Genomic DNA, 18,448 nt, shown 5'->3' with positions numbered 1-18,448 from the left:
GAGCCTCCAGATCCGGGTGCCCGTCACCCTAGCGACATCGGCGCAGGTCCGCGCGTTGGAAGGTCGATAGCCTTGGTCGATGAGCGAACTCCTCCTCATCGCCAACGCCGGCGACGGCACGATCAGCACGCTGCGACTCCATCGCGAGCCGCGGCCGCGTCTCGAGGTGCTCGCGACGTCGGGCGACCTGCCGGACTGCGGAACCTTCGCCATCGACGCCGACCGTGATCTGGTCTACGCGGCCTACAAGGGCGACCCTCCGGGCATCTGCACACTGCGACTGGACCGCGAGAGCGGCGCTCTGTCGGAGGTGTCGCGGACGGCCGTGACCGACTCGCTCACCTACCTCTTCCTCGCCGCCGGCGGCCGGGCGCTCCTCGGTGCGTCCTACGGCGGCGGCTTCGGTGCGGTCTGGCCCGTCGAAGGCGGCCGGCTCGGTGAGCCCCACTCCCGGTTCGAGTACAAGAACCTGCACAGCATCGTTGCGGACCGCGACCGGGTGTATGCGGTGGCCCTGGGCGACGACCTGCTCGCCCAGTTCGAGCTGGACCAGGACGGCCGGCTGTCCCCGCTCGACCCGCCGACCGTCGTCGCGCCCAAGGGCTGCGGACCCCGGCACCTGATCGTCGACGGGTCGAACGCCTACGTCATGACGGAGTTCTCCGGACGCGCGATCCGCTACGACGTCGACTCCCGCGGAAGGCTCACGGAGGCCGAGGCGGTCGACGCCGTCGATCCCACGGCGGGCCTCGAGCACAGCGAGCTGGGGGCGGACCCCCAGGAGGAGCCGTTGATCTGGGGGGCGGATGTGCACCGCGCCCGCGACTTCCTCATCACGTCGGAGCGCAACTCGTCACGGCTGACGGTCATCCGCCTGAACGAGCGCGGCCGGCTCGGTGACATCGTCGGCTACGTCGACACCGAGGCCGTTCCCCGCGGGTTCGGCGTCAGCCACGACGGCCGGTTCGTCGTCGCGGTGGGCGAGGAGTCGACCTTCGCCCAGCTGCTCGAGCTCGACGACGACGGCCGGCTCGAGCAGCTCGACCGCGTCCAGATCGGGGAGGGTGCGAACTGGGTCAGGTGGGTCTAGTGTCCGGAGTATGCGCACCCGCCTGACCAGCGCTTTCGTAGCCATCGCCCTCCTCGCGGCTGGCTGTGGGTCGATGCCCGAGGACCCCGACGGCACCCTGGACCGGGTCGAGCGCGAGGGCCTGCTCCGGGTGGGCGCCTCGCCGAGCGACCGCACCGCGCTCGAGGAGGACCTCGCCCGCGGCCTTGCGGCGGAACTGGGTGCGCGGGTGCAGCTCACCCGGGGCGGCGAGACGACCCTGGTCGGCGCGATGGAGCGCGGCGAGCTGGACCTGCTCATCGGAGGGCTGCACGCCGACTCACCGTGGTCGGACAAGGTGTCGATCACCCGGGCCTACGCCGAGTCGACCGAGGCGGGGGAGACCGTCAAGCACGTCCTCGCGGTGCCGCTCGGCGAGAACGCCATGCTGGCACGGGTCGAGACCTACCTCGACGAGGTCACGCCATGACCGGCCCGGCCGCGCCCGCCAGGTTCGGGCACACGACGCTCCCTCAGGAGCAGCACGACATGCTCCAGCGGGCCAAGCGGATCCAGTACGGCGGCCTCGCCTACATGACCACCGTCATCGTCCTGGTCTATCTCGTCATGGGATCCAGCCAGGCGATGAAGGCGGCCTGGGCCGAGGATCTCCTCTCGCTCATCCCGCCCATCGCGTTCCTCGTCGCGGTGCACCGGGCGCGCCGTCCCCCGTCGGTGCGCCATCCCTACGGCCACCACCGATCCGTGGGCGCCGGCCACCTCGCAGCGGCGGTGGCGCTGCTGTCGATGGGACTGTTCCTCGTCTACGACTCCGGTTCAGGGCTCCTCAAGGGCGAGCACCCCCCGATCGGCACGGTCCACCTCTTCGGTCAGACCGTCTGGTCGGGCTGGTTGATGATCGCCGTCCTGGTGTATGCGGGGGTCGGGCCGGTCATCCTCGGTCGCCTCAAGCTGCCGCTGGCCCAAGGGCTGCACGACAAGGTCCTGTACGCCGACGCGGACATGAACAAGGCCGACTGGATGACCGCGGGCTCGGCGATCCTCGGCATCCTCGGGATCGGGATGGGCCTGTGGTGGGCCGACGGTGCCGCCGCCATGGTCATCTCGCTGAGCATCCTGCGCGACGGCATCCGCCAGCTCAAGGGCGCGACCGAGGACCTCCTCGACGGCGAGGCGCGCACCTTCGACGACGGCGATACGCACCCCGTCATCGACGAGGTGCTGCACGCAGCTCGCGACGAGGGGTGGGTGGGGGAGGTGGCCTGCCGGGTGCGCGACGAGGGGCACGTCTTCCACACCGAGGTCTTCGTCGTGCCGGTCGGCGTGCCCGAGGTGGAGCGTCTGGAGTCCCTCGCGGAGTCGATCAAGGCCCTGGACTGGAAGCTCGACGACGTCGTCGTGGCGCCGGTGAGCGTCCTGCCCGAGGGTGTCCGCTCGACCCCGCGAGGGCTCGAGACTCCTTAGGCGGCGGCTCCGTGCTCGAGGGCCTCGACCAGCGCCGAGCAGAACGCCGGCAGGTCGTCCGGGTTGCGGCTGGTGATGAGGTTGCCGTCGACGACGACGCGCTCGTCGACCCACTCCCCACCGGCGTTGCGGATGTCGGTCTGCAGGCTCGGCCAGGAGGTCAGCGTCCTCCCCGAGAGGACGTCGGCCTCGACGAGCGTCCACGGGGCGTGACAGATCGCCGCGACCGGTCGACCCGAGGCGATGAACTCCTTGACGAGGGCGACCGCGCCCTCGTCCATCCGCAGGGCGTCCGGGTTGGCGACGCCGCCCGGCAGGACGAGTGCGTCGAAGTCCGAGGCCGAGACCTCGGAGACGGTCTTGTCGACGGCCTTCGTGTCGGCCTTGTCGAGGTGCTCGAACATCTGCACCTCGCCGGACTTCGGGCTGACCAGGACGGCCTGATGACCGGCGTCGGTCACGGCCTTCCAGGGCTCGGTCAGCTCGACCTGCTCGATGCCCTCGTGCGCGACGAGGAAGGCAATGGTCTTGCTCATGGTGTCTCTCCTTGTGGGTGGGGGTCTGTCAGCGTCGCACGCGTACATCGATCGGCGTGCAGTGGCCGTTGTTGGACTTCTCCGCCGAGCATGCGGTGACGCCGACGTGCAGCGGCAGCTCGGCCCGGATGGCGAAGCGGTCGCCAGGCACCGTCGGCGGCGGGTCGATGTGGAGCTCGCCGAGCCGGTCCGTCCACACGTCCATGAAGACGTTGAGGGTCGTGCCGATCCGGTCGGGTGCCACTCCGGCCGGCTCCAGCGCGGCGCAGAGGTTGGCGAAGCAGCTCGGGTGCGGCGCACCCTCGAACTCGGGGTAGAGGATGTCGAAGGTCTCCTGGCTGCACGGGGTCAGGGTCAGGTCGTGCACGCCGACGGTGTCCTCGACCACCGTGGCCATGACGCGGCTGCGGTTGCTCCACAGCCGGTGGCCGGTCGAGATGTAGATCGTGTTGTTGTAGTCGACCGTGCGCCCCGCGGAGAGGCACTCCTCGACGTCGTCGGCGGCCACCGCATACAGATCGCTCACCTGCTCACCGAGCGGGTCGACGATCTCGAGCACCTGCCCGGCCTCGAGCCGCACGAGGTGCCCCGTCTGCGGGGGTATGCGGTGCCAGCCGGCGGCGGGGCCGTCGCCGTCGCCGTCGTACGGCACACGCGCGGACAGCTGCCGTTCGGGGCGGGGTCGGTGATCAGGCATGGGGGTGGGGTCAGGCATGGAACGGAGCCTCCCAGTTCGGTCCGACAGCGCGACCGGAGTACTGGCGCGCGGCGGAGGACGCCCCGTAGTCGTCCACCATGGGGTTCACCGTCCCCTGCAACCGCTCGTCGCGGCGGCGGATCGCCGTGCGCATCCGCTCGAACCGGCTCCCCTCACGAAGTCGTTCGAACTGGTGGTGGAGGTTGAAGACAAGGGTCGGCAGAGGTGCCCGCCGCGCGATACGCGATGCGGCCGGGTGCAGTCCGACGACGAAGAACGCGGTGCCGGCGAACGAGAAGGCGAAGTGCGGCGAGCCGGGATCCGCGCTGACCGTGGACGGCCACGGCCGACCGTCCAGGTCGTGCAAGCTCTGCAGCATGCGCCAGAGGGAGTTCTCGAACTCGCGCTCGGCCGTGGGCACCGGAGCCCGGAAGGTCGCGATGAACGAGACGAAGTCCTCGTCCTCGCCGTGCTCGGCCGCGAAGCCGCGGAGCCGGGTTGCCAACACTCCGGTGGTTGCCGCGTCCATCGAGTCGAGGACGGTGATGTGCGCGGAGTCCCGCCGGAACACCGAGCGGGCGCCGAGACAGGGGTACTCGGGATGGGCGATCATGGCCCGGACCGCGTCGACGATGTCGTCATCGGGGGCGTTCTCGAGGTGTGCGGAGCCCAGCCCGGAGAGGAACGACGGGAGGTCCGGGTCGGTGATCGTGACGGTCGACATCCGTCGACCATGTCAGCCCGACAAGGTTCGCCGCCACCGCACGCAGACCACGGACGACGCCGTGACCTGCACAAACGTTACGCTGCAGGCATGTCAGACACGTCACCGGTGGAGACCGTCCGTTCGATCATGGAGTCGACGCGCATCGCGTCCCTCACCTATCTCGATGCCCGGGGACGGCTCGTCGCCACCCCGATGGGCACCCAGACGTTCGACGACCCCGGGACGACCTACTGGATCACCGCGCGGGACAGCGCCAAGGTCGGTCACCTGCGCTCCGACCCCCGGGTCAACGTGTTCTACGCCGGCAAGGACGGCTACGTGTCGCTCACGGGAACGGCCGCCGTCGTCGACGACCCGGATCGCCTGGAGGAGCTGTGGGGCTTCTTCACCGACTCGTTCATGGAGGGCGGTCCGCAGGACCCGAACAGCGTCCTGCTCGAGGTCACGGCGGACACGGCCGAGTGGTGGGACACGCCCGGCTCCGTCGTCACGGTCGTCGAGCTCGTCAAGGCCAAGGTCACCGGCGAGGAGACCGACCTCGGCGACAGCGGCATCACGAACCTGTAGCCGCACATGCGTCTTCTCGTCCTCGGCGGCACCGCCTTCCTCGGGCGTGCCGTCGTCCGGAACGCCCTGGCGACCGGCTGGGAGGTGACCTGCCTGGCGCGCGGATCCGCTCCCGTGCCGGACGGCGCGCGCCTCGTGACCGCCGACCGTGACACCGACGACGCCCTGGCGCCGCTGGCGGGAGAGGACTGGGACGCCGTCGTGGACGTCGCCCGCCAGCCGGGCCACGTACGCCGCGCCGTCCGGGACGTGCGGACCCGGCACTGGGTCTTCGTCTCGACCGCCAACGTCTACGCGCGCTTCGACCGCCCCGAGCAGGGCGAGTCCGCGCCACTGCTCGACCCGCTCGATGCCGACGAGATGGCCGACATGTCGGAGTACGGCCCTGCCAAGGTGGCCTGCGAGCAGGCGGTGCGCTCCTCGGAGGCGACCTCGACGATCGTGCGCTGCGGTCTCATCGGCGGCCCGGGCGACGCCTCGGGGCGCAGCGGCTACTACGTGTGGCGTGCCGCCCATCCGACCGGACCCGACCTGCTCGCCCCACCCGACCTCGACTTCCCGTGCGCACTCATCGACGTCGACGACCTCGCCGCCTGGATCGTCCACGCGGCGGGAGAACGCGTCGACGGAGCCTTCAACGCGACCGGCCCGACGACGACGCTCGGCGAGCTCATCGAGACCGGCCGCCGGGTCGTCGGCGCCGGGGCCCCCACGCCGCGGCCGGTTCCGGCCGAGGTGCTCGAGCGGGAGGGCGTCGCGCAGTGGATGGGCCCGACCTCCCTGCCGCTGTGGATCTCGGACCCGGACTGGCGCTGGTTCGCCACGCTCGACACGAGCGCCGCCCGGTCGAACGGCCTGAGCACCCGACCCCTGGAGGAGACCCTGCGCCGCACTCTCGACTACGAGGAGACCCGCACCGAGCCGCGCGGGACGGGCCTGACGGACGAGGAGGAGGTCGCCCTGCGCGCCGCGTTGGACGGTACCGTCGGCGGGTGACCGAAGGGGAAGCCGTCCGATCCCGTCTGGGCGAGCGCCGCATACCGGGGATCATCGACATCCACACGCACTTCATGCCGTCGCAGGTGATGCGGAAGGTCTGGGCCTATTTCGACTCCGCCGGCCCGCTCACGGGACGGACGTGGCCGATCACCTACCGCGGCGAGGAGGCGGATCGGCTCGCGTGGCTGCGCTCATTCGGGGTGCTGCGGTTCACGTCGCTGTGCTACCCGCACAAGCCGGGTATGGCCCGGTGGCTGAACGAGTGGACCGCCGACTTCGCCGACCGGCACCCGGACTGCGTTCGCTCCGGCACCTTCTTCCCCGAGCCGGAGGCAGCGGAGTATGCGCGGGTCGCCGTCGAGGCCGGTGTCCAGGTGTTCAAGGCGCACGTCCAGGTGGGCGGCTACGACCCGAACGACCCGCTCCTCGACCCGGTGTGGGAGCTGCTCGCCGAGCGCCGGATCCCGGTCGTCATCCACGGCGGCGACGGCCCGGCCCGCGGGCGGCATACGGGAGTGCGGCACATGCGCCGGCTGCTCGAGCGGCAACCCGACCTCACGCTCGTCATGGCCCACCTGGGGATGCCGGAGTACGGCGCCTTCCTCGACCTGTGCGCGGAGTATCCGCGGGTGCATCTCGACACGACGATGGCGTTCACGGCCTTCACCGAGGCGCTCGCCCCGTTCCCCCGCGACCGGCTCGGGGATCTGGCGGCTCTGCAGGACCGGATCCTGTTCGGCAGCGACTTCCCGAACATTCCGTACCGGTACGTCGACGCGGTCGACGCGGTCCTCGGTCTCGGTCTCGGCGACGACTGGGAGCGGGCCGTGCTGCACGACAACGCCGCCCGGCTGCTCTGTCTGGCCGGACCACCCTAGCGGGGCTGGATCTCGCCCATCGGCGCGAAGCCCTCGATCTGCGGCGCGTCGACGTAGATGATCTGTGGCTGGGCCGAGACGATGTCGGGCATCTCGGACATGAACCGGGCGACGTGGTCCTGGCGCATGTGTTCGGCGCCTGCCTCGGAGTCCCGGAATCCCTCGATGGCGAGGAAGGTGTTCGGCTCGGCGACGCTGCGGGAGAACTCGAAGAAGACGCAGCCCGGCTCGGCGTTCACCGCCTCGGCGTAGTACGCCGAGAGGTCGTGCCACTCCTGGAGCTTGTCCTCGCGGATTGGGAACTTCACGGTGATGAGGATCATGGGGGTCAGCCTAGGGTTTCGGCGCCAGCACGAGAGGATGCGGGATCCGCTCGAGAGGTCTAGCGTGACGCCCTATCGGGTATGACAGCGTCGTCGTCCTGAGGAGGAGCAGTCATGACCATCGAGAACAGAAGTGTCGAACGCCGAGGTCTGGAACGCCGAAGCGTCCTCAAGCTCGCTGCCGCGAGCGCGCTGGCCGGTCCGTTTGCCGGCTTCGCCGCCGCCCCGGCCCAGGCACGTCGCGCGCCACGGGCCGCGGCCCTTGTCCCGATCCGGGACAAGCGGGACGGTCTGGTGCGGCTGCACCTGCCGAGAGGGTTCCAGTACCGCTCCTTCCACGACACCGAGACGCCGGTGCGTCTCGACGACGGCACGGTCCTGCCCGGCCGGCACGACGGGATGGCCGCCTTCGCCGGCCCGCAGAACACGGTCGTCCTCGTGCGCAACCACGAGGTGAACAACCCGACCCCGGCCTTCGGTCCGTGGACGCCGTACGACTCGATGGGCGGTGGCGGCACCACGACGGTCCACGTGACCAAGCACGGCGAGGTGCTCGGCGCATACACCTCCTTGAACGGCACGATGATGAACTGCTCCGGCGGCGAGATGCCCTGGGGCAGCTGGGTCACCTGCGAGGAGACGGTCAACGGCCCCGACGTGGGACCGGACTTCACCGGAGCCTCGAACGTCCCGCTGAAGGAGCGGCACGGATACATCTTCGAGGTGCCGGTCTCGGTCGACCCGGAGGAGGGTCAGGGCAGCAGGACGCCGATCCGGAACGCGGGTCGGTTCGCGCACGAGTCGGTCGCGTGGGACCCGGCGAGCGGGTACCTGTACCTCTCGGAGGACAACTTCGGCTTCGCGTCCTGCTTCTACCGGTACAAGCCGCCGACTGACCCGATGGTGGTCGGGCGGCTCGAGGACGGCGGCACGCTCGAGGCGCTCAAGGTCGTCGGTGTCGCGAATGCCCACCTCGAGGGCAACCAGCCGCAGGGGATCGAGTACGACGTGGAGTGGGTGCCGATCGCGGAGCCGGATGTCGCCTACCCCTACACCGAAGGACAAGAGGCGTCCACTCCCAACAACACGGCGATCGTCCATGTCGGAGGGCAGGCGTGGGACCGCGGCGCGGCGCTCTTCTCCCGCCTTGAGGGCACCGTCTTCAGCAACGGCGTCATCTACTTCACCTCGACCCAGGGCGGAGGTCCGGCCGAAGCCGGGTTCGAGGACCCGGGCGGCTACGGCAACGGGTTCGGCCAGGTGTGGGGCTTCGATCCAGCACGCCAGGTCCTGCGCTGCGTCTTCCAGTCCGACGGGCCCTCGACGCTGGACTTCCCCGACAACATCACGACCTCGGCGAGCGGGACGCTCGTGGTGTGCGAGGACAGCTCGGGCGACAACTTCCTGCGCGGGCTGTCCGTCGACGGGCAGCTCTGGGATATCGCGCTCAACCGGCTGCGCGGAGCCAACGGAGCGCCGCGCTTCGGTGACGAGTTCGCCGGGTCGACGTTCGACGACAAGAACCAGACGTTGTTCGTCAACATCCAGGCCAGCCGTGGCATGACCTTCGCGATCTGGGGTCCGTGGTCGTCGATCGGCGTCTAGACAGCGACCTCACCGCTCAGGGACCGGCTCGTGATGTGCCGGTCCCTGGTGGACGTCGAGCCGCAGCAGCCGGCTGGTCAGGTCCACCAGCGGGCCCAGCGAGGCGATGACGACGACGGTCGTCAGGCCGATGGTTCCGCCGAGCAGCCAGCCGACTGCGGCGCCGAGCAGCTGGACGGCGCTGTAGCTCCACTTGAACGGCACGGGCGGATCCCACGCGAGCGCGGCCGCCTCGATCGGGCCGGCGCCGAGGTTGGCGCCGAGGTACATCGCGATCCCCACGGCGAGGACCGGCATGGCCACGAGCACGAGGCCGACGCGGGCGGCGAGGCTGGACGGCGTTCCCATGTACTCGAAGATCACCGAGACCGTCGCTCCGACGAGGACGATCTGGACGAGGGTGCCGATGCCCGGCAGCACCCGGCGTAGTGCCGCGAGGACGAGGAACCCACCGGAGACGATCGTGTTGGCGACGAAGAACGGCAGTCCCGTCGCGATCGCGAGGCCGTTGACGAGGGTCGAGAACCCGTCGGACCCGAGGTCGGCGACGAGGAGCAGTGCCACGCCGAACCCGAGGATCAGGCATCCGACGACGAGCAACGCCGCGCGGCGCCTCCCGCTCACTCGCCGATCCGAACGTCCAGGGCGATCGTGTCACCGAGCTCGATCCCCTCGGCCCGGCGCACCGCGACCTTGATCGGCACGAGATAGCGGCCGTCCTTCGGCATGAGCGAGGTCTCGAACCGAGAGCGTCCCACGCTCACCACGGCCGGGATGCAGCCCCACCCGTAGCTCAGCTCCGGCCGGGTGGCGAGCTCCTCGGAGTCCTCGGCCGGGACGGCGACCCAGTGGTGCGGAGCGGGCCCACGCCAGTGGAAGACCTCGCCGGAGAACGTCAGCTGCACCCGCCCACCATACGAGCCCCGGTCGCGTGAGAAGGTCTGGGCATGTCGAGCACGGGCAGCGCAGGGCGACGGGGCTCGCGTCCGCCGCTGAGCGCCGAGCGCGTCGTCGACGCCGCCGTGCGCGTCGCGGACGAGGGTGGCCTCGCCCGGGTCAGCATGCGCAACGTCGCCGCCGAGCTCGGCGTGGAGGCGATGTCGCTCTATCACCACGTCGCGAGCAAGGAGGCGCTGCTCGACGCACTCGCCGACTGGGTGTTCACCCAGATCGACGTGCCGGCGCCGCGGGACCCATGGCGGGAGGCCATGCGGGAGCGTGCCGCGTCCGCGCGCCGGGTGCTGGCCGCCCACCCGTGGGCCCTCGGCCTCATCGAGTCGCGGACCCCGGGGCCGGCACTGCTGACCCACCACGACTCGGTGCTCGGCTGTCTTCGGGCGAACGGGTTCACGGTCGTCATGGCGACGCATGCGTTCTCGGCGATCGACGCATACGTCTACGGCTTCGTCCTCACCGAGCAGACAGTGCCCTTCGCGGCCGGGCAGGAGCAGGAGTATGCGGTGGGCATCGAGGACCAGCTGCCCGCCGACCGCTACCCGCACCTCGCGGAGATGCTGCGCGAGCAGGTGATCGCCGCCGGCTTCGAGTTCGCGGACGAGTTCGACTTCGGTCTCGAGATCATCCTCGACGGTCTCGAACGGCGGCTGGAGACGGGGCGGCCGGGGTCCTGACAGGATGGACGCCATGAGTGACGACACACCCGTGACCGTGACCGACAACCCCGACGAGCAGCGCTTCGAGGCCCGCGTCGACGGCGAGCTCGCCGGCTTCGCGGAATATCGCCTGCGAGGAGACGACGTCATCATCTTCACCCACACCGAGGTCGACGACGCCTACGAAGGGCGCGGGGTCGGCAGCGCCCTTGCACGCCAGGCGTTGGACGCCGTCCGTGACGCGGGAGAGCGCCGGGTCGTGCCGCGGTGCCCGTTCATCAAGGCGTGGATCGACCGGCACCCGGACTACCGGGAGCTGGTGCACGGTCCGGTCAGCTGATCCGCTCGAGCGCCTCGACGGTGGCCGCCACGATCTGCTCCTGGGCCTCCTCGCGTCCGATGGTCGGGACCCCGTCGCCCGGCTGCTCGCCGTAGTCGCCGAAGAACGCGTGCACCGCCCCCTCGACCTGCGTGAAGACGGTGTCTGCCGGCAGGTCGGCCCGGCTCGCCTCGATGTCCTCAGGAGTGGACAGGCCGTCCGCGCTGCCCGAGATCGATGCGGCGACGAGGTCGTCCCGGCCGGCGAGTGAGCCGAGTGGGTAGCTCGCGTGCAGCACGAGGGCGTCGGTCCGCTGCGGGTCGTCGGCGATGTACTCGGAGGCGGCGACTCCGCCCAGACTGTGGCCGGACAGCGCCCACGCCCCGATCTCCGGATGGTCGTCGATGACGCCGCTGGGCGCGCCGAGGGCGAGGAAGCCGATGTTCAGCGGCTGCTTGACGATGACGACGAGGTAGCCCTGTGCGCTGACCTGCTCCCACAGCGGCACGTAGGCGCGCGGGTCGACGCGTGCCCCGGGTTGTACGACGACTCCGACGGTCGGCTCGCCGGCGCGCGGGGAGAGGGTGATGCTCGTGCGGGCATCGGTGACCTCGACGTCCTCGGTACCGGTCATGAGATCGAGGGCGACCTGGTCGGCACCGAACGGCCGCAGCCAGGCGACCGCCCCGACGACGGTCACCGTCGCGAGGACCGCGCCCAGGCCGAGGAGTATGCGGCGCGCACCGGACCGAGGCGCCCGCGGCTTCCGAGCACGGACAGCGAGCATGATGCCCACCGCGAGGACGGCAAGGACCAGCACGAGGTAGGCCGGGTGACCCGCGAGCAGGACATCCCAGCGGCTGACCAGCACCCAGAGAGGCACGAAGATCCATACGGTCGCGAGGACGAGACCGGTCATCGCCGGACGCACAGCCGCGGTCTGCTCCGAAGGGGTACTCATGGCGCGGATGATGCCAGGTGCGCAACGCCGTTCGGCCGGCGAGCAGTGGCTCGAGGCGTTCCAGGCGCGCACCGGCTAGCGTCGGCTCGGTGAGCGACGTCGCGATTCGGATCGTCTATCCGCACCAGCTCTTCGCGGCTCACCTCGACGCCGAGGACGGAACGTGCTTCGTCCTCGTCGAGGACGACCTGATGTTCCGCCAGTACCGCTTCCACTCGCACAAGCTCGTCCTCCACCGTGCATCGATGGCGGCCTTCCGGGACCGGCTCGAGGACGCCGGGTTCGAGACCCACCTGATTCGCTCCGACCCGCAGCGGTCGACGCTCGAGCGGCTCACCGCATACCTGCAGGACCTCCGGCCCGACCGGGTGAGCCTGGTCGACGTCGTGGACGACTGGCTCGAGCGCGACCTCCGGCAGGCGCTCGCGGGCGCGGGTCTCGAGCCGCGTGACGAGGATGTCCTCGAGTCGCCGGGCTTCCTGACGACACGGGCGGAGCTGCGCGAGTGGTTCGCACGGCACCCGGCGCGGATGCAGCACTTCTACTCGTGGCAGCGACGGCGTCTCGACATCCTTGTTGACGATGGCGAGCCGGTCGGTGGACGTTGGTCGTTCGACACGGAGAACCGTAAGAAGCTCCCCCGCGGACACACACCGCCACCGGTCGCCTTCCCCGACCGGGACCGCCATGTCGCCGAGGCGATCGAGTCGGTCGCGCGTGACTTCTCGGAGGCTCCCGGAGACCCGACCGCCTTCAGCTGGCCGACGACCCACGCCCAGGCGGCGGCGCACCTCGCGCACTTCGTCGCAGAGCGCCTCGAGCTGTTCGGCCCCTACGAGGACGCTCTCTCAGCCGAGCACCGCTTCGTCTACCACTCGCTCCTCACCCCGATGCTCAACATCGGGCTGCTCACCCCCGACCAGGTCATCGCCGCCGTCCTCGACGCCGCCGAGGACCACGATGTGCCGATCGAGTCGCTCGAGGGGTTCGTGCGGCAGGTGATCGGCTGGCGCGAGTACATGCGCGCGACCTACGTCCTCTTCGGCCGTCGGCTGCGCACGTCGAACCGGCTGGCGCACACACGCTCCCTCGGCGATGGCTGGTGGACGGCCACCACCGGGCTCGACCCGGTCGACCGCGTCATCGAGCGGGTCCTCGACACCGGCTACGCCCACCACATCGAGCGGCTCATGGTCCTCGGCAATGCGATGTGCCTGCTGCGGATCGAGCCGGACGAGGTCTACGAGTGGTTCATGGAGCTGTTCATCGACGCCTACGACTGGGTGATGGTGCCGAACGTGTACGGCATGAGCCAGTTCGCCGCCGGCGAGGCGATGACGACCAAGCCGTACGTCAGTGGCAGCAACTACCTGCGGAAGATGTCCGACTTCCCGACGGGCGAGTGGACCGAGGACTGGGACGCGCTGTACTGGACGTTCGTGCGGGACCACCGAGAGGTGTTCGAGGCCAACTACCGATCGCGCCGGATGCCGGCGATGTGGGACGGGTTCGACGAGGCGAAGCAGCAGGCGCTGCTCGAGCGTGCGAGGCCGTGGTTGGACTGGCACATAGCCTGACCGTCATGGACCAGCACCCGCTCGCCTCAGCCCAGTACGTCGAGCTGACGACCTTCCGGCGCACGGGCGTCGCCGTGCCGACGCCGGTCTGGTTCGCGCCGACCGGTGCTGGCCCCACCTCCTTCGCGGTGATCACCGTCGACGACACCGGCAAGACCAAGCGCCTCGCCCACACCACGCGCGTCGAGCTGCGAGCCTGTGACTTCAGGGGGCGGGTCAAGGACGGAACGCCGACCTTCCGGGGGGTGGCTCGGGTCGACCGTGACGCCGACGGTGTCGCAGCGGCGCGACGGGCAGTGGTCGCGAAGTACGGCCTGCCGGCGCGACTCTCCGACATCGTGGACCGCGTCGGCTCGAAGGTCGGGCTGCGGCGCGCCGCACGCGCAGGGATCTTCGTCGAAGTGGAGCCGGAGCCGGTCTCCTAGAAGGGCGGGGGCCCGGCGTCGACCTCTGACTCCGTGTCGGGCTCCTTCGGTTGCGTCGCGTCGTCGTGGTCGAACAGTCGCCGTCGCATGGTGTCGACGGCCAGAGAGGTGGCCGGATGGGTCGCCCGGATCGTTCCTGTCCGGGTGTTGATCCAGGTGGCGACTCCGGTCAGCGGGTCCAGGTGGTAGGTCCAGGCCCGCGACTGCTTTGCCCGATGGTGGTGTCGGCAGAGGCCGGCGAGGTTCTGCGGTGAGGTCGGCCCGCCGGCGTCGTGCGGCACGGCGTGGTCGACGTCGCAGGCCGTAGCGGGTCGGGCGCAGCCGTACATGCGGCACTGGCCGTCGCGCACCTGCACGAAGTCACGCATCCGGCGCGGCGGGCTGTATGCGTCGGTCACCGTCTCCAGAACCGTCCCGGTCGCCGAGTCCAGGAGGGCGCGCGAGATGCGCAGGTCGAGTCGTCCGAGCAAGGTCGCGACGACGTCGCAGGGGATGTACCCGACCTTGGGGACGGTCACGCCGGTCGTGAAGGCACCGGCAAGCGGACCCGTCCCGTGGATCGGCGAACTCGGCTCGGCGCCTTCTCTCGGGTCGAGCATCCAGTCGGGGATCCGGTCGGGCACCCTCCCAGGGCCGTCGTAGGAGTCGTCCGGCTCGATGCGTTCGCGTGGTCGGTCGTGCGGGACGTAGGGCATGCCGGCCGGAGGTTCCGCATCGGAAGGTGGCGGAGGTTCCCGGTCCTCCGGTCCGAAGAGTCGGTCGAGATCCTCGGTCGTGTAGTCCTCGGGTACCTTGTCGCGCAGGGACTCGTCGAGACCGTCGGCTTCATCGGGCGAGTCGCCGACCGCGGAGGTCCGGCTCGTGACCACCGGCATCCCCAGCGTGACGGACGCCCGGACGTCGACGTCGGCGAGAAGCAGGTCGACGAATGCGTCGGCACGGGCCTGGTCGATCGTCAGGGTCGGATCCAGCTCCTGGTAGTCCGTGGCCAGCGTCGACGCCGCCTCCCAGATCGCGGCCGCGTGGTGACTGGGGATCAGTGCGTAGAGCTGGGCCAGCCCCGGGTCCGAGGACGGGCAGACCTCGAGCGTCCGGCCACGCCTCGCCTTCTCGGCCCGATGGCGGACCTTGTCGGGGTTGACCCGGCTGACGCCGTACCGCGCGGTGGCCCGCAGCCGCGTCGGCTCGATGCGGCCGAGCCGACCGTGCAGCCACTCGTCGACTTCACGCGCCTCCTCGTCGTCGAGCAGGCGACACTCGTCGAGGAGCTGATGAGCCTGCCAGATCTCGATGTGTCCCGCGGTCACCGCAGCCAGCGTGAGCGGCATGCGGTGCGTCAGCTCGGCGGCCCGCTCGACCCGCGTCGCACCTGACCCCTCGGACACGGCGAGCAGGTGCGCGACCTCCAGCGCGGCGTCGTCGTGGATGAACCCGGAGCCGCGGATGCGCTGCGGGCGCTCCGTCACGAGCACGTCGTCGGCGTCGGTCACCTCGTCCCGTCGCGCGAACGCCGAGACGGCTCCGGCTTCGACCCCCGCGCAGGCCCGACCGAGCGAGTTGACCGCCTGGATGAGGGAGGCGAGATGCGACATCCGGATATCGGCATCGGTCGTGGCGTCCTGGACCTGCGCGGCCATCCTCCGGACCTGCCGGGTCGCGGTACGCAGCAGACCGACGAGATCGCCCAGCGGAGCGTCCGCCTCGACGGGGACGGTCGCGACGGCGGCACCAGACGCGATCGGCTGTGCCGGAGTCACCTGATCTGTACGCATGTTCGATTCTATACAGGGCCGGCATGGATCCGCAAGAGATAAGTCGACTCAATTCGATTGGCGTGCAGCCAAATCCAAGACACGCGCACACCCCGAGCACCACCCTACGCGAGACCGCTGACAGCCCTCCCCGACAACGCTCGTAGCGCCGCTGCCCCGTCCGAACGCCGCAATAATGGCCCTCATGACCGAGCCCAGCGAGCAGGTGCCGACCGACGACCAGCTGGCCGCCGCATACGACGTCGTCAGCGCGCATCTCGAGCGCACGCCGGTGGTGCCCCTCCGCCTCACCGGCATCGCGGGACCCGTCCTGGCCAAGCTCGAGACCATGCAGCCGACCGGCTCGTTCAAGGTGCGCGGCGCCCTCGCCGCCTGTGCCGCCTATGCCGCCGAGGGTGCACGGATCGTGACCGCCTCGGCGGGCAACCACGGCCTGGGCATCGCGTACGCGGCGACCCGGCTCGATGTGCCGGCGACGGTCGTGGTCCCGGAGACCGCGTCACCGGCGAAGGTCGCTGCGCTGCGCGGCTTCGACGTCGACCTGCGTCAGATCGGACAGAGCTATGACGAGGCCGAGTCGGCGGCTCTCGACCTGGCGCGCGCGGATGGTCGCTTCGTCTCCGCCTACAACGACCCGCACGTCATCGCGGGGCAGGCGACGCTCGCGCGTGAGCTGCTCGAGCAGGTCGAGCCGGCCACCGTCCTCGTCCCCGTCGGCGGCGGTGGACTGGCCGCCGGGACGGCTCGCGTGCTCGCGGGACGCGCCGGCTGGCACATCATCGGCGTCGAGGCCGCCCGCTCGCCCGTCGTCTCGAGCGCCATGGCCGCCGGCCGGGTCATCCCCGTCGACGTCGGTGACACCATCGCCGACGGGCTCGCCGGCAACATCGAGACCGGCAGCGTCACCCCTGCCCTGCTGGCCGCGACGAACACCCCGGTATGCGGTGCCCCCGAGCCCGCTATCCGCTCGGCGGTGGCGCAGCTCGCGACCGAGGCGGGACTCGTCGTCGAGGGCAGCGGAGCCGTGGGCGTAGCGGCACTGCGCGAGGGACTCGTCACGAACGACGGTGACGCCGAGAGCCCCGGCGTCACCGTCGTCCTGCTCACCGGTCGCAACATCGCGACCGGTCTGTTCTGCGAGCTGCTCGCCGAGTGACCTACGGAACCAGGGTGATCCGGTTCTGCGGGCCGGGTGACACGGGTGAGTTCGCCACGAAGTACGCCTCGAAGGCATCCGTGTCCACCGCTCCGCCGAGGCGGTTGGTGCCTTCGACGAGGACGGGGAAGCGGTCGCCTCCGTCGGCGAGGAAGGAGTTGACCGTCACTCGGTAGCTGGCTGCCGGGTCGATGGCCACGCCGTCGATCGCGATCGTGGCGATGTCCACCTTGGAGCCGACGGGAGCGGACTGGCTCCACGTGTAGGTGAACCCGTCCGAGACCTGCAGGATCCGGAACGCCCCTTCGAACTGCTGCTCGAGCAGCGTGTCGATCTGAGTGCCGGTCAGGGTCATGGTGACCAGGCTGTTGCCGAATGGCTGGACGGTGAACATCTCGCCGTAGGTGACGTTGCCGTCACCCTCTCCGGCCGACGAGCCCGCATAGGTGAGATCGGCCCTGATGCCGCCGGGGTTCATGAACGCCGCGACGGCGTCCCCGAAGCCGGGGTCGTCCGTCGCGTCGAGCTGGGCGTCGGCGATCACGTCGCCGAGTGCGGACTCGCCTGCGGGGTTGGCCGTCCGGGTGATGGTGGCCGTGATGCTGCCGATCACCCGGTTGGCGATGGGGGCCGCGATGACGTCGTACCGCTCGATGAGCGACGTGATGCCGGCGTCCTCGGGCACGTCCCGGGTGACGATCTTGTTCTCGATCGCGATGGAGGTGACCTCCTTCTTCGCGCGGTCGACTCGCATGTCGATGTCGGTCACGAGGCGACCGAAGGAGTAGGCGCTCGTCACCGGGATGCCGTCGATCACACAGTTGTAGGGCTGATGGGTGTGGCCGCTGATGACGAGGTCCACCCGCGGGTCCATCCGATCGACGATGTCGACGATCGGGCCACTGATCCCGTTGCACTCGTTGATGCCGAAGGCTGCCGGAAGACCACCCTCGTGGACCAGGACGACGATCGCGCTCACGCCCATCTGCTTCAGGCGCGGCACGAGGGCGTTGACGGTGTCGGCCTCGTCGTTGAACTGCAGACCGGCGACACCCGAGGGGCTGACGATCAGGGGCGTGCCCTCCAGCGTCATGCCGATGAAGGCGACCTTGGCGCCGTTGTAGTTCTCGATCGTGTAGGGGGGGAAGATCGTGTCGCCCGAGGACTCGTCGACGACGTTCGCAGCCAGGAACTGGAAGTCCGCACCCGCGAAGCCGTCGCCGTCCAGGCACCCGTCCGTGGGGTGGCACCCGCCGTTCTGCATGCGGAGCAGCTCGTCGGCGCCCTCGTCGAACTCGTGGTTGCCGACGGCGTTGATGTCGAGGCCGATCTGGTTCATCGCCTCGATGGTCGGCTCGTCGTGGAACAGAGCGGAGAGCAGCGGGCTGGCGCCGATGAGGTCACCGGCCGAGACGACGACGGTGTTCCGGTTCGTCGCCTCCAGGGCCTTGACGTGCGTGGCGAGGTACTCGGCACCGCCCGCGTCGACTGTGTTGGGGGGAGTGCCCACTCGGCCACTCGAACCCGACGGGGGCTCGAGGTTGCCGTGGAAGTCGTTGAGGGCGAGGATCTGCACATCGACCACGGACTTGTCCATGACGATCGGCGGCTTGCCCGACGGCGGTGCGGGTGGCTTGCCCGCCGCCACAGCGGGGGCGAAAGCCAGACTTGTCAGTGCTACGGCCGCGACCACGGCTCCGCGCAGACGATTCATGCGGTCCTCCTCGATCCGTTGGGGGGCAGCACTGCCCCACAGAAGC

The 18,448-nt window shown here is 70.1% G+C and carries 21 protein-coding genes; 12 read left to right on the top strand and 9 right to left on the bottom strand.

All coding sequences use genetic code 11. From position 1 onward, the window contains the following. Positions 1 to 79 precede the first annotated feature (79 nt). From GA707_RS05075 to GA707_RS05065, 3 genes are read left to right on the top strand one after another with little or no spacing between them, the layout of a single operon-like run. Positions 80 to 1,090 (top strand): beta-propeller fold lactonase family protein, encoded by a 1,011-nt coding sequence (locus GA707_RS05075; protein WP_152177325.1) that lies wholly within the window; start codon positions 80 to 82, stop codon positions 1,088 to 1,090. Between the two features lie 10 nt (positions 1,091 to 1,100). Further along, complete coding sequence (locus GA707_RS05070) at positions 1,101 to 1,538, top strand: ABC transporter substrate-binding protein (RefSeq protein WP_152177324.1); 438 nt, start codon at positions 1,101 to 1,103, stop codon at positions 1,536 to 1,538. After that, positions 1,535 to 2,533 (top strand): cation diffusion facilitator family transporter, encoded by a 999-nt coding sequence (locus tag GA707_RS05065; RefSeq protein WP_152177323.1) that lies wholly within the window; start codon positions 1,535 to 1,537, stop codon positions 2,531 to 2,533. The genes GA707_RS05070 and GA707_RS05065 overlap by 4 nt, the downstream gene beginning before the upstream one ends. On the opposite strand, the gene GA707_RS05060 is transcribed toward GA707_RS05065, so the two are convergent. From GA707_RS05060 to gntA, 3 genes are read right to left on the bottom strand one after another with little or no spacing between them, the layout of a single operon-like run. Beyond that, positions 2,530 to 3,069, bottom strand: coding sequence for a type 1 glutamine amidotransferase domain-containing protein (locus tag GA707_RS05060; RefSeq protein WP_152177322.1), 540 nt, complete (start codon positions 3,067 to 3,069; stop codon positions 2,530 to 2,532). The genes GA707_RS05065 and GA707_RS05060 overlap by 4 nt on opposite strands. Positions 3,070 to 3,097: 28 nt before the next feature. Next, complete coding sequence (locus tag GA707_RS05055) at positions 3,098 to 3,784, bottom strand: DUF1989 domain-containing protein (protein WP_226963545.1); 687 nt, start codon at positions 3,782 to 3,784, stop codon at positions 3,098 to 3,100. Continuing rightward, positions 3,777 to 4,490, bottom strand: coding sequence for a guanitoxin biosynthesis heme-dependent pre-guanitoxin N-hydroxylase GntA (gene gntA, locus GA707_RS05050; RefSeq protein WP_226963544.1), 714 nt, complete (start codon positions 4,488 to 4,490; stop codon positions 3,777 to 3,779). The genes GA707_RS05055 and gntA overlap by 8 nt, the downstream gene beginning before the upstream one ends. Positions 4,491 to 4,580: 90 nt before the next feature. On the opposite strand from gntA, the gene GA707_RS05045 reads away from it, so the two are divergent. The 3 genes from GA707_RS05045 to GA707_RS05035 are packed head-to-tail and all read left to right on the top strand — an operon-like array spanning position 4,581 to position 6,937. Continuing rightward, on the top strand, positions 4,581 to 5,060 hold the full coding sequence (locus tag GA707_RS05045; protein ID WP_152177321.1) for a pyridoxamine 5'-phosphate oxidase family protein: 480 nt from the start codon (positions 4,581 to 4,583) through the stop codon (positions 5,058 to 5,060). Positions 5,061 to 5,066: 6 nt separating this feature from the next. After that, positions 5,067 to 6,056: an NAD-dependent epimerase/dehydratase family protein gene (locus GA707_RS05040; RefSeq protein ID WP_152177320.1), complete on the top strand. Its 990-nt coding sequence runs from the start codon at positions 5,067 to 5,069 to the stop codon at positions 6,054 to 6,056. Next, positions 6,053 to 6,937 (top strand): amidohydrolase family protein, encoded by an 885-nt coding sequence (locus GA707_RS05035; protein ID WP_226963543.1) that lies wholly within the window; start codon positions 6,053 to 6,055, stop codon positions 6,935 to 6,937. The genes GA707_RS05040 and GA707_RS05035 overlap by 4 nt, the downstream gene beginning before the upstream one ends. On the opposite strand, the gene GA707_RS05030 is transcribed toward GA707_RS05035, so the two are convergent. Next, a complete protein-coding gene (locus GA707_RS05030; protein ID WP_152177319.1) occupies positions 6,934 to 7,260 on the bottom strand; it encodes a putative quinol monooxygenase in 327 nt (108 codons plus the stop codon). The genes GA707_RS05035 and GA707_RS05030 overlap by 4 nt on opposite strands. Positions 7,261 to 7,374: 114 nt before the next feature. Between GA707_RS05030 and GA707_RS05025 the strand changes: the two genes are divergently transcribed. Then, the gene (locus GA707_RS05025; RefSeq protein WP_152177318.1) at positions 7,375 to 8,865 is read left to right on the top strand and encodes a PhoX family phosphatase; all 1,491 of its coding nucleotides are present in this window, start codon (positions 7,375 to 7,377) and stop codon (positions 8,863 to 8,865) included. Between the two features lie 9 nt (positions 8,866 to 8,874). On the opposite strand, the gene GA707_RS05020 is transcribed toward GA707_RS05025, so the two are convergent. Together GA707_RS05020 and GA707_RS05015 are read right to left on the bottom strand one after the other, a co-directional pair. Continuing rightward, positions 8,875 to 9,489, bottom strand: a complete 615-nt coding sequence (locus tag GA707_RS05020) for a YitT family protein (RefSeq protein WP_152177317.1) — start codon at positions 9,487 to 9,489, stop codon at positions 8,875 to 8,877. Further along, the gene (locus GA707_RS05015; protein ID WP_152177316.1) at positions 9,486 to 9,770 is read right to left on the bottom strand and encodes a DUF1905 domain-containing protein; all 285 of its coding nucleotides are present in this window, start codon (positions 9,768 to 9,770) and stop codon (positions 9,486 to 9,488) included. Before GA707_RS05015 ends, GA707_RS05020 begins: the two co-directional genes overlap by 4 nt. 42 nt (positions 9,771 to 9,812) lie before the next feature. Here GA707_RS05015 and GA707_RS05010 point away from each other — a divergent pair, with 42 nt between their 5' ends. Both GA707_RS05010 and GA707_RS05005 read left to right on the top strand, forming a co-directional pair. Then, complete coding sequence (locus GA707_RS05010) at positions 9,813 to 10,496, top strand: TetR/AcrR family transcriptional regulator (protein WP_152177315.1); 684 nt, start codon at positions 9,813 to 9,815, stop codon at positions 10,494 to 10,496. 13 nt (positions 10,497 to 10,509) lie between these two features. Continuing rightward, positions 10,510 to 10,818, top strand: coding sequence for a GNAT family N-acetyltransferase (locus GA707_RS05005; RefSeq protein ID WP_152177314.1), 309 nt, complete (start codon positions 10,510 to 10,512; stop codon positions 10,816 to 10,818). Here the strand turns inward: GA707_RS05005 and GA707_RS05000 are convergent. After that, positions 10,811 to 11,758, bottom strand: coding sequence for an alpha/beta hydrolase (locus tag GA707_RS05000; protein WP_152177313.1), 948 nt, complete (start codon positions 11,756 to 11,758; stop codon positions 10,811 to 10,813). The two genes, GA707_RS05005 and GA707_RS05000, sit on opposite strands and share 8 nt — an antisense overlap. A gap of 89 nt (positions 11,759 to 11,847) precedes the next feature. On the opposite strand from GA707_RS05000, the gene GA707_RS04995 reads away from it, so the two are divergent. Continuing rightward, the gene (locus GA707_RS04995; RefSeq protein WP_152177312.1) at positions 11,848 to 13,335 is read left to right on the top strand and encodes a cryptochrome/photolyase family protein; all 1,488 of its coding nucleotides are present in this window, start codon (positions 11,848 to 11,850) and stop codon (positions 13,333 to 13,335) included. Positions 13,336 to 13,340: 5 nt separating this feature from the next. Continuing rightward, positions 13,341 to 13,760, top strand: a complete 420-nt coding sequence (locus tag GA707_RS04990) for a PPOX class F420-dependent oxidoreductase (RefSeq protein WP_152177311.1) — start codon at positions 13,341 to 13,343, stop codon at positions 13,758 to 13,760. Here GA707_RS04990 and GA707_RS04985 read toward each other — a convergent pair. Continuing rightward, positions 13,757 to 15,532 (bottom strand): HNH endonuclease signature motif containing protein, encoded by a 1,776-nt coding sequence (locus tag GA707_RS04985; protein ID WP_152177310.1) that lies wholly within the window; start codon positions 15,530 to 15,532, stop codon positions 13,757 to 13,759. The genes GA707_RS04990 and GA707_RS04985 overlap by 4 nt on opposite strands. A gap of 184 nt (positions 15,533 to 15,716) precedes the next feature. Between GA707_RS04985 and GA707_RS04980 the strand changes: the two genes are divergently transcribed. Then, positions 15,717 to 16,688, top strand: coding sequence for a threonine/serine dehydratase (locus GA707_RS04980; RefSeq protein WP_152177309.1), 972 nt, complete (start codon positions 15,717 to 15,719; stop codon positions 16,686 to 16,688). A gap of 1 nt (position 16,689) precedes the next feature. On the opposite strand, the gene GA707_RS04975 is transcribed toward GA707_RS04980, so the two are convergent. Continuing rightward, a complete protein-coding gene (locus tag GA707_RS04975) occupies positions 16,690 to 18,402 on the bottom strand; it encodes a bifunctional UDP-sugar hydrolase/5'-nucleotidase (RefSeq protein WP_152177308.1) in 1,713 nt (570 codons plus the stop codon). Positions 18,403 to 18,448 lie beyond the last annotated feature (46 nt).

The organism is Nostocoides sp. F2B08 (genome assembly GCF_009184895.1).
Lineage (GTDB): Bacteria > Actinomycetota > Actinomycetes > Actinomycetales > Dermatophilaceae > F2B08.
Note: the sequence above shows the minus strand (reverse complement) of the source record. Positions and strands in the feature narration are given on the sequence as shown.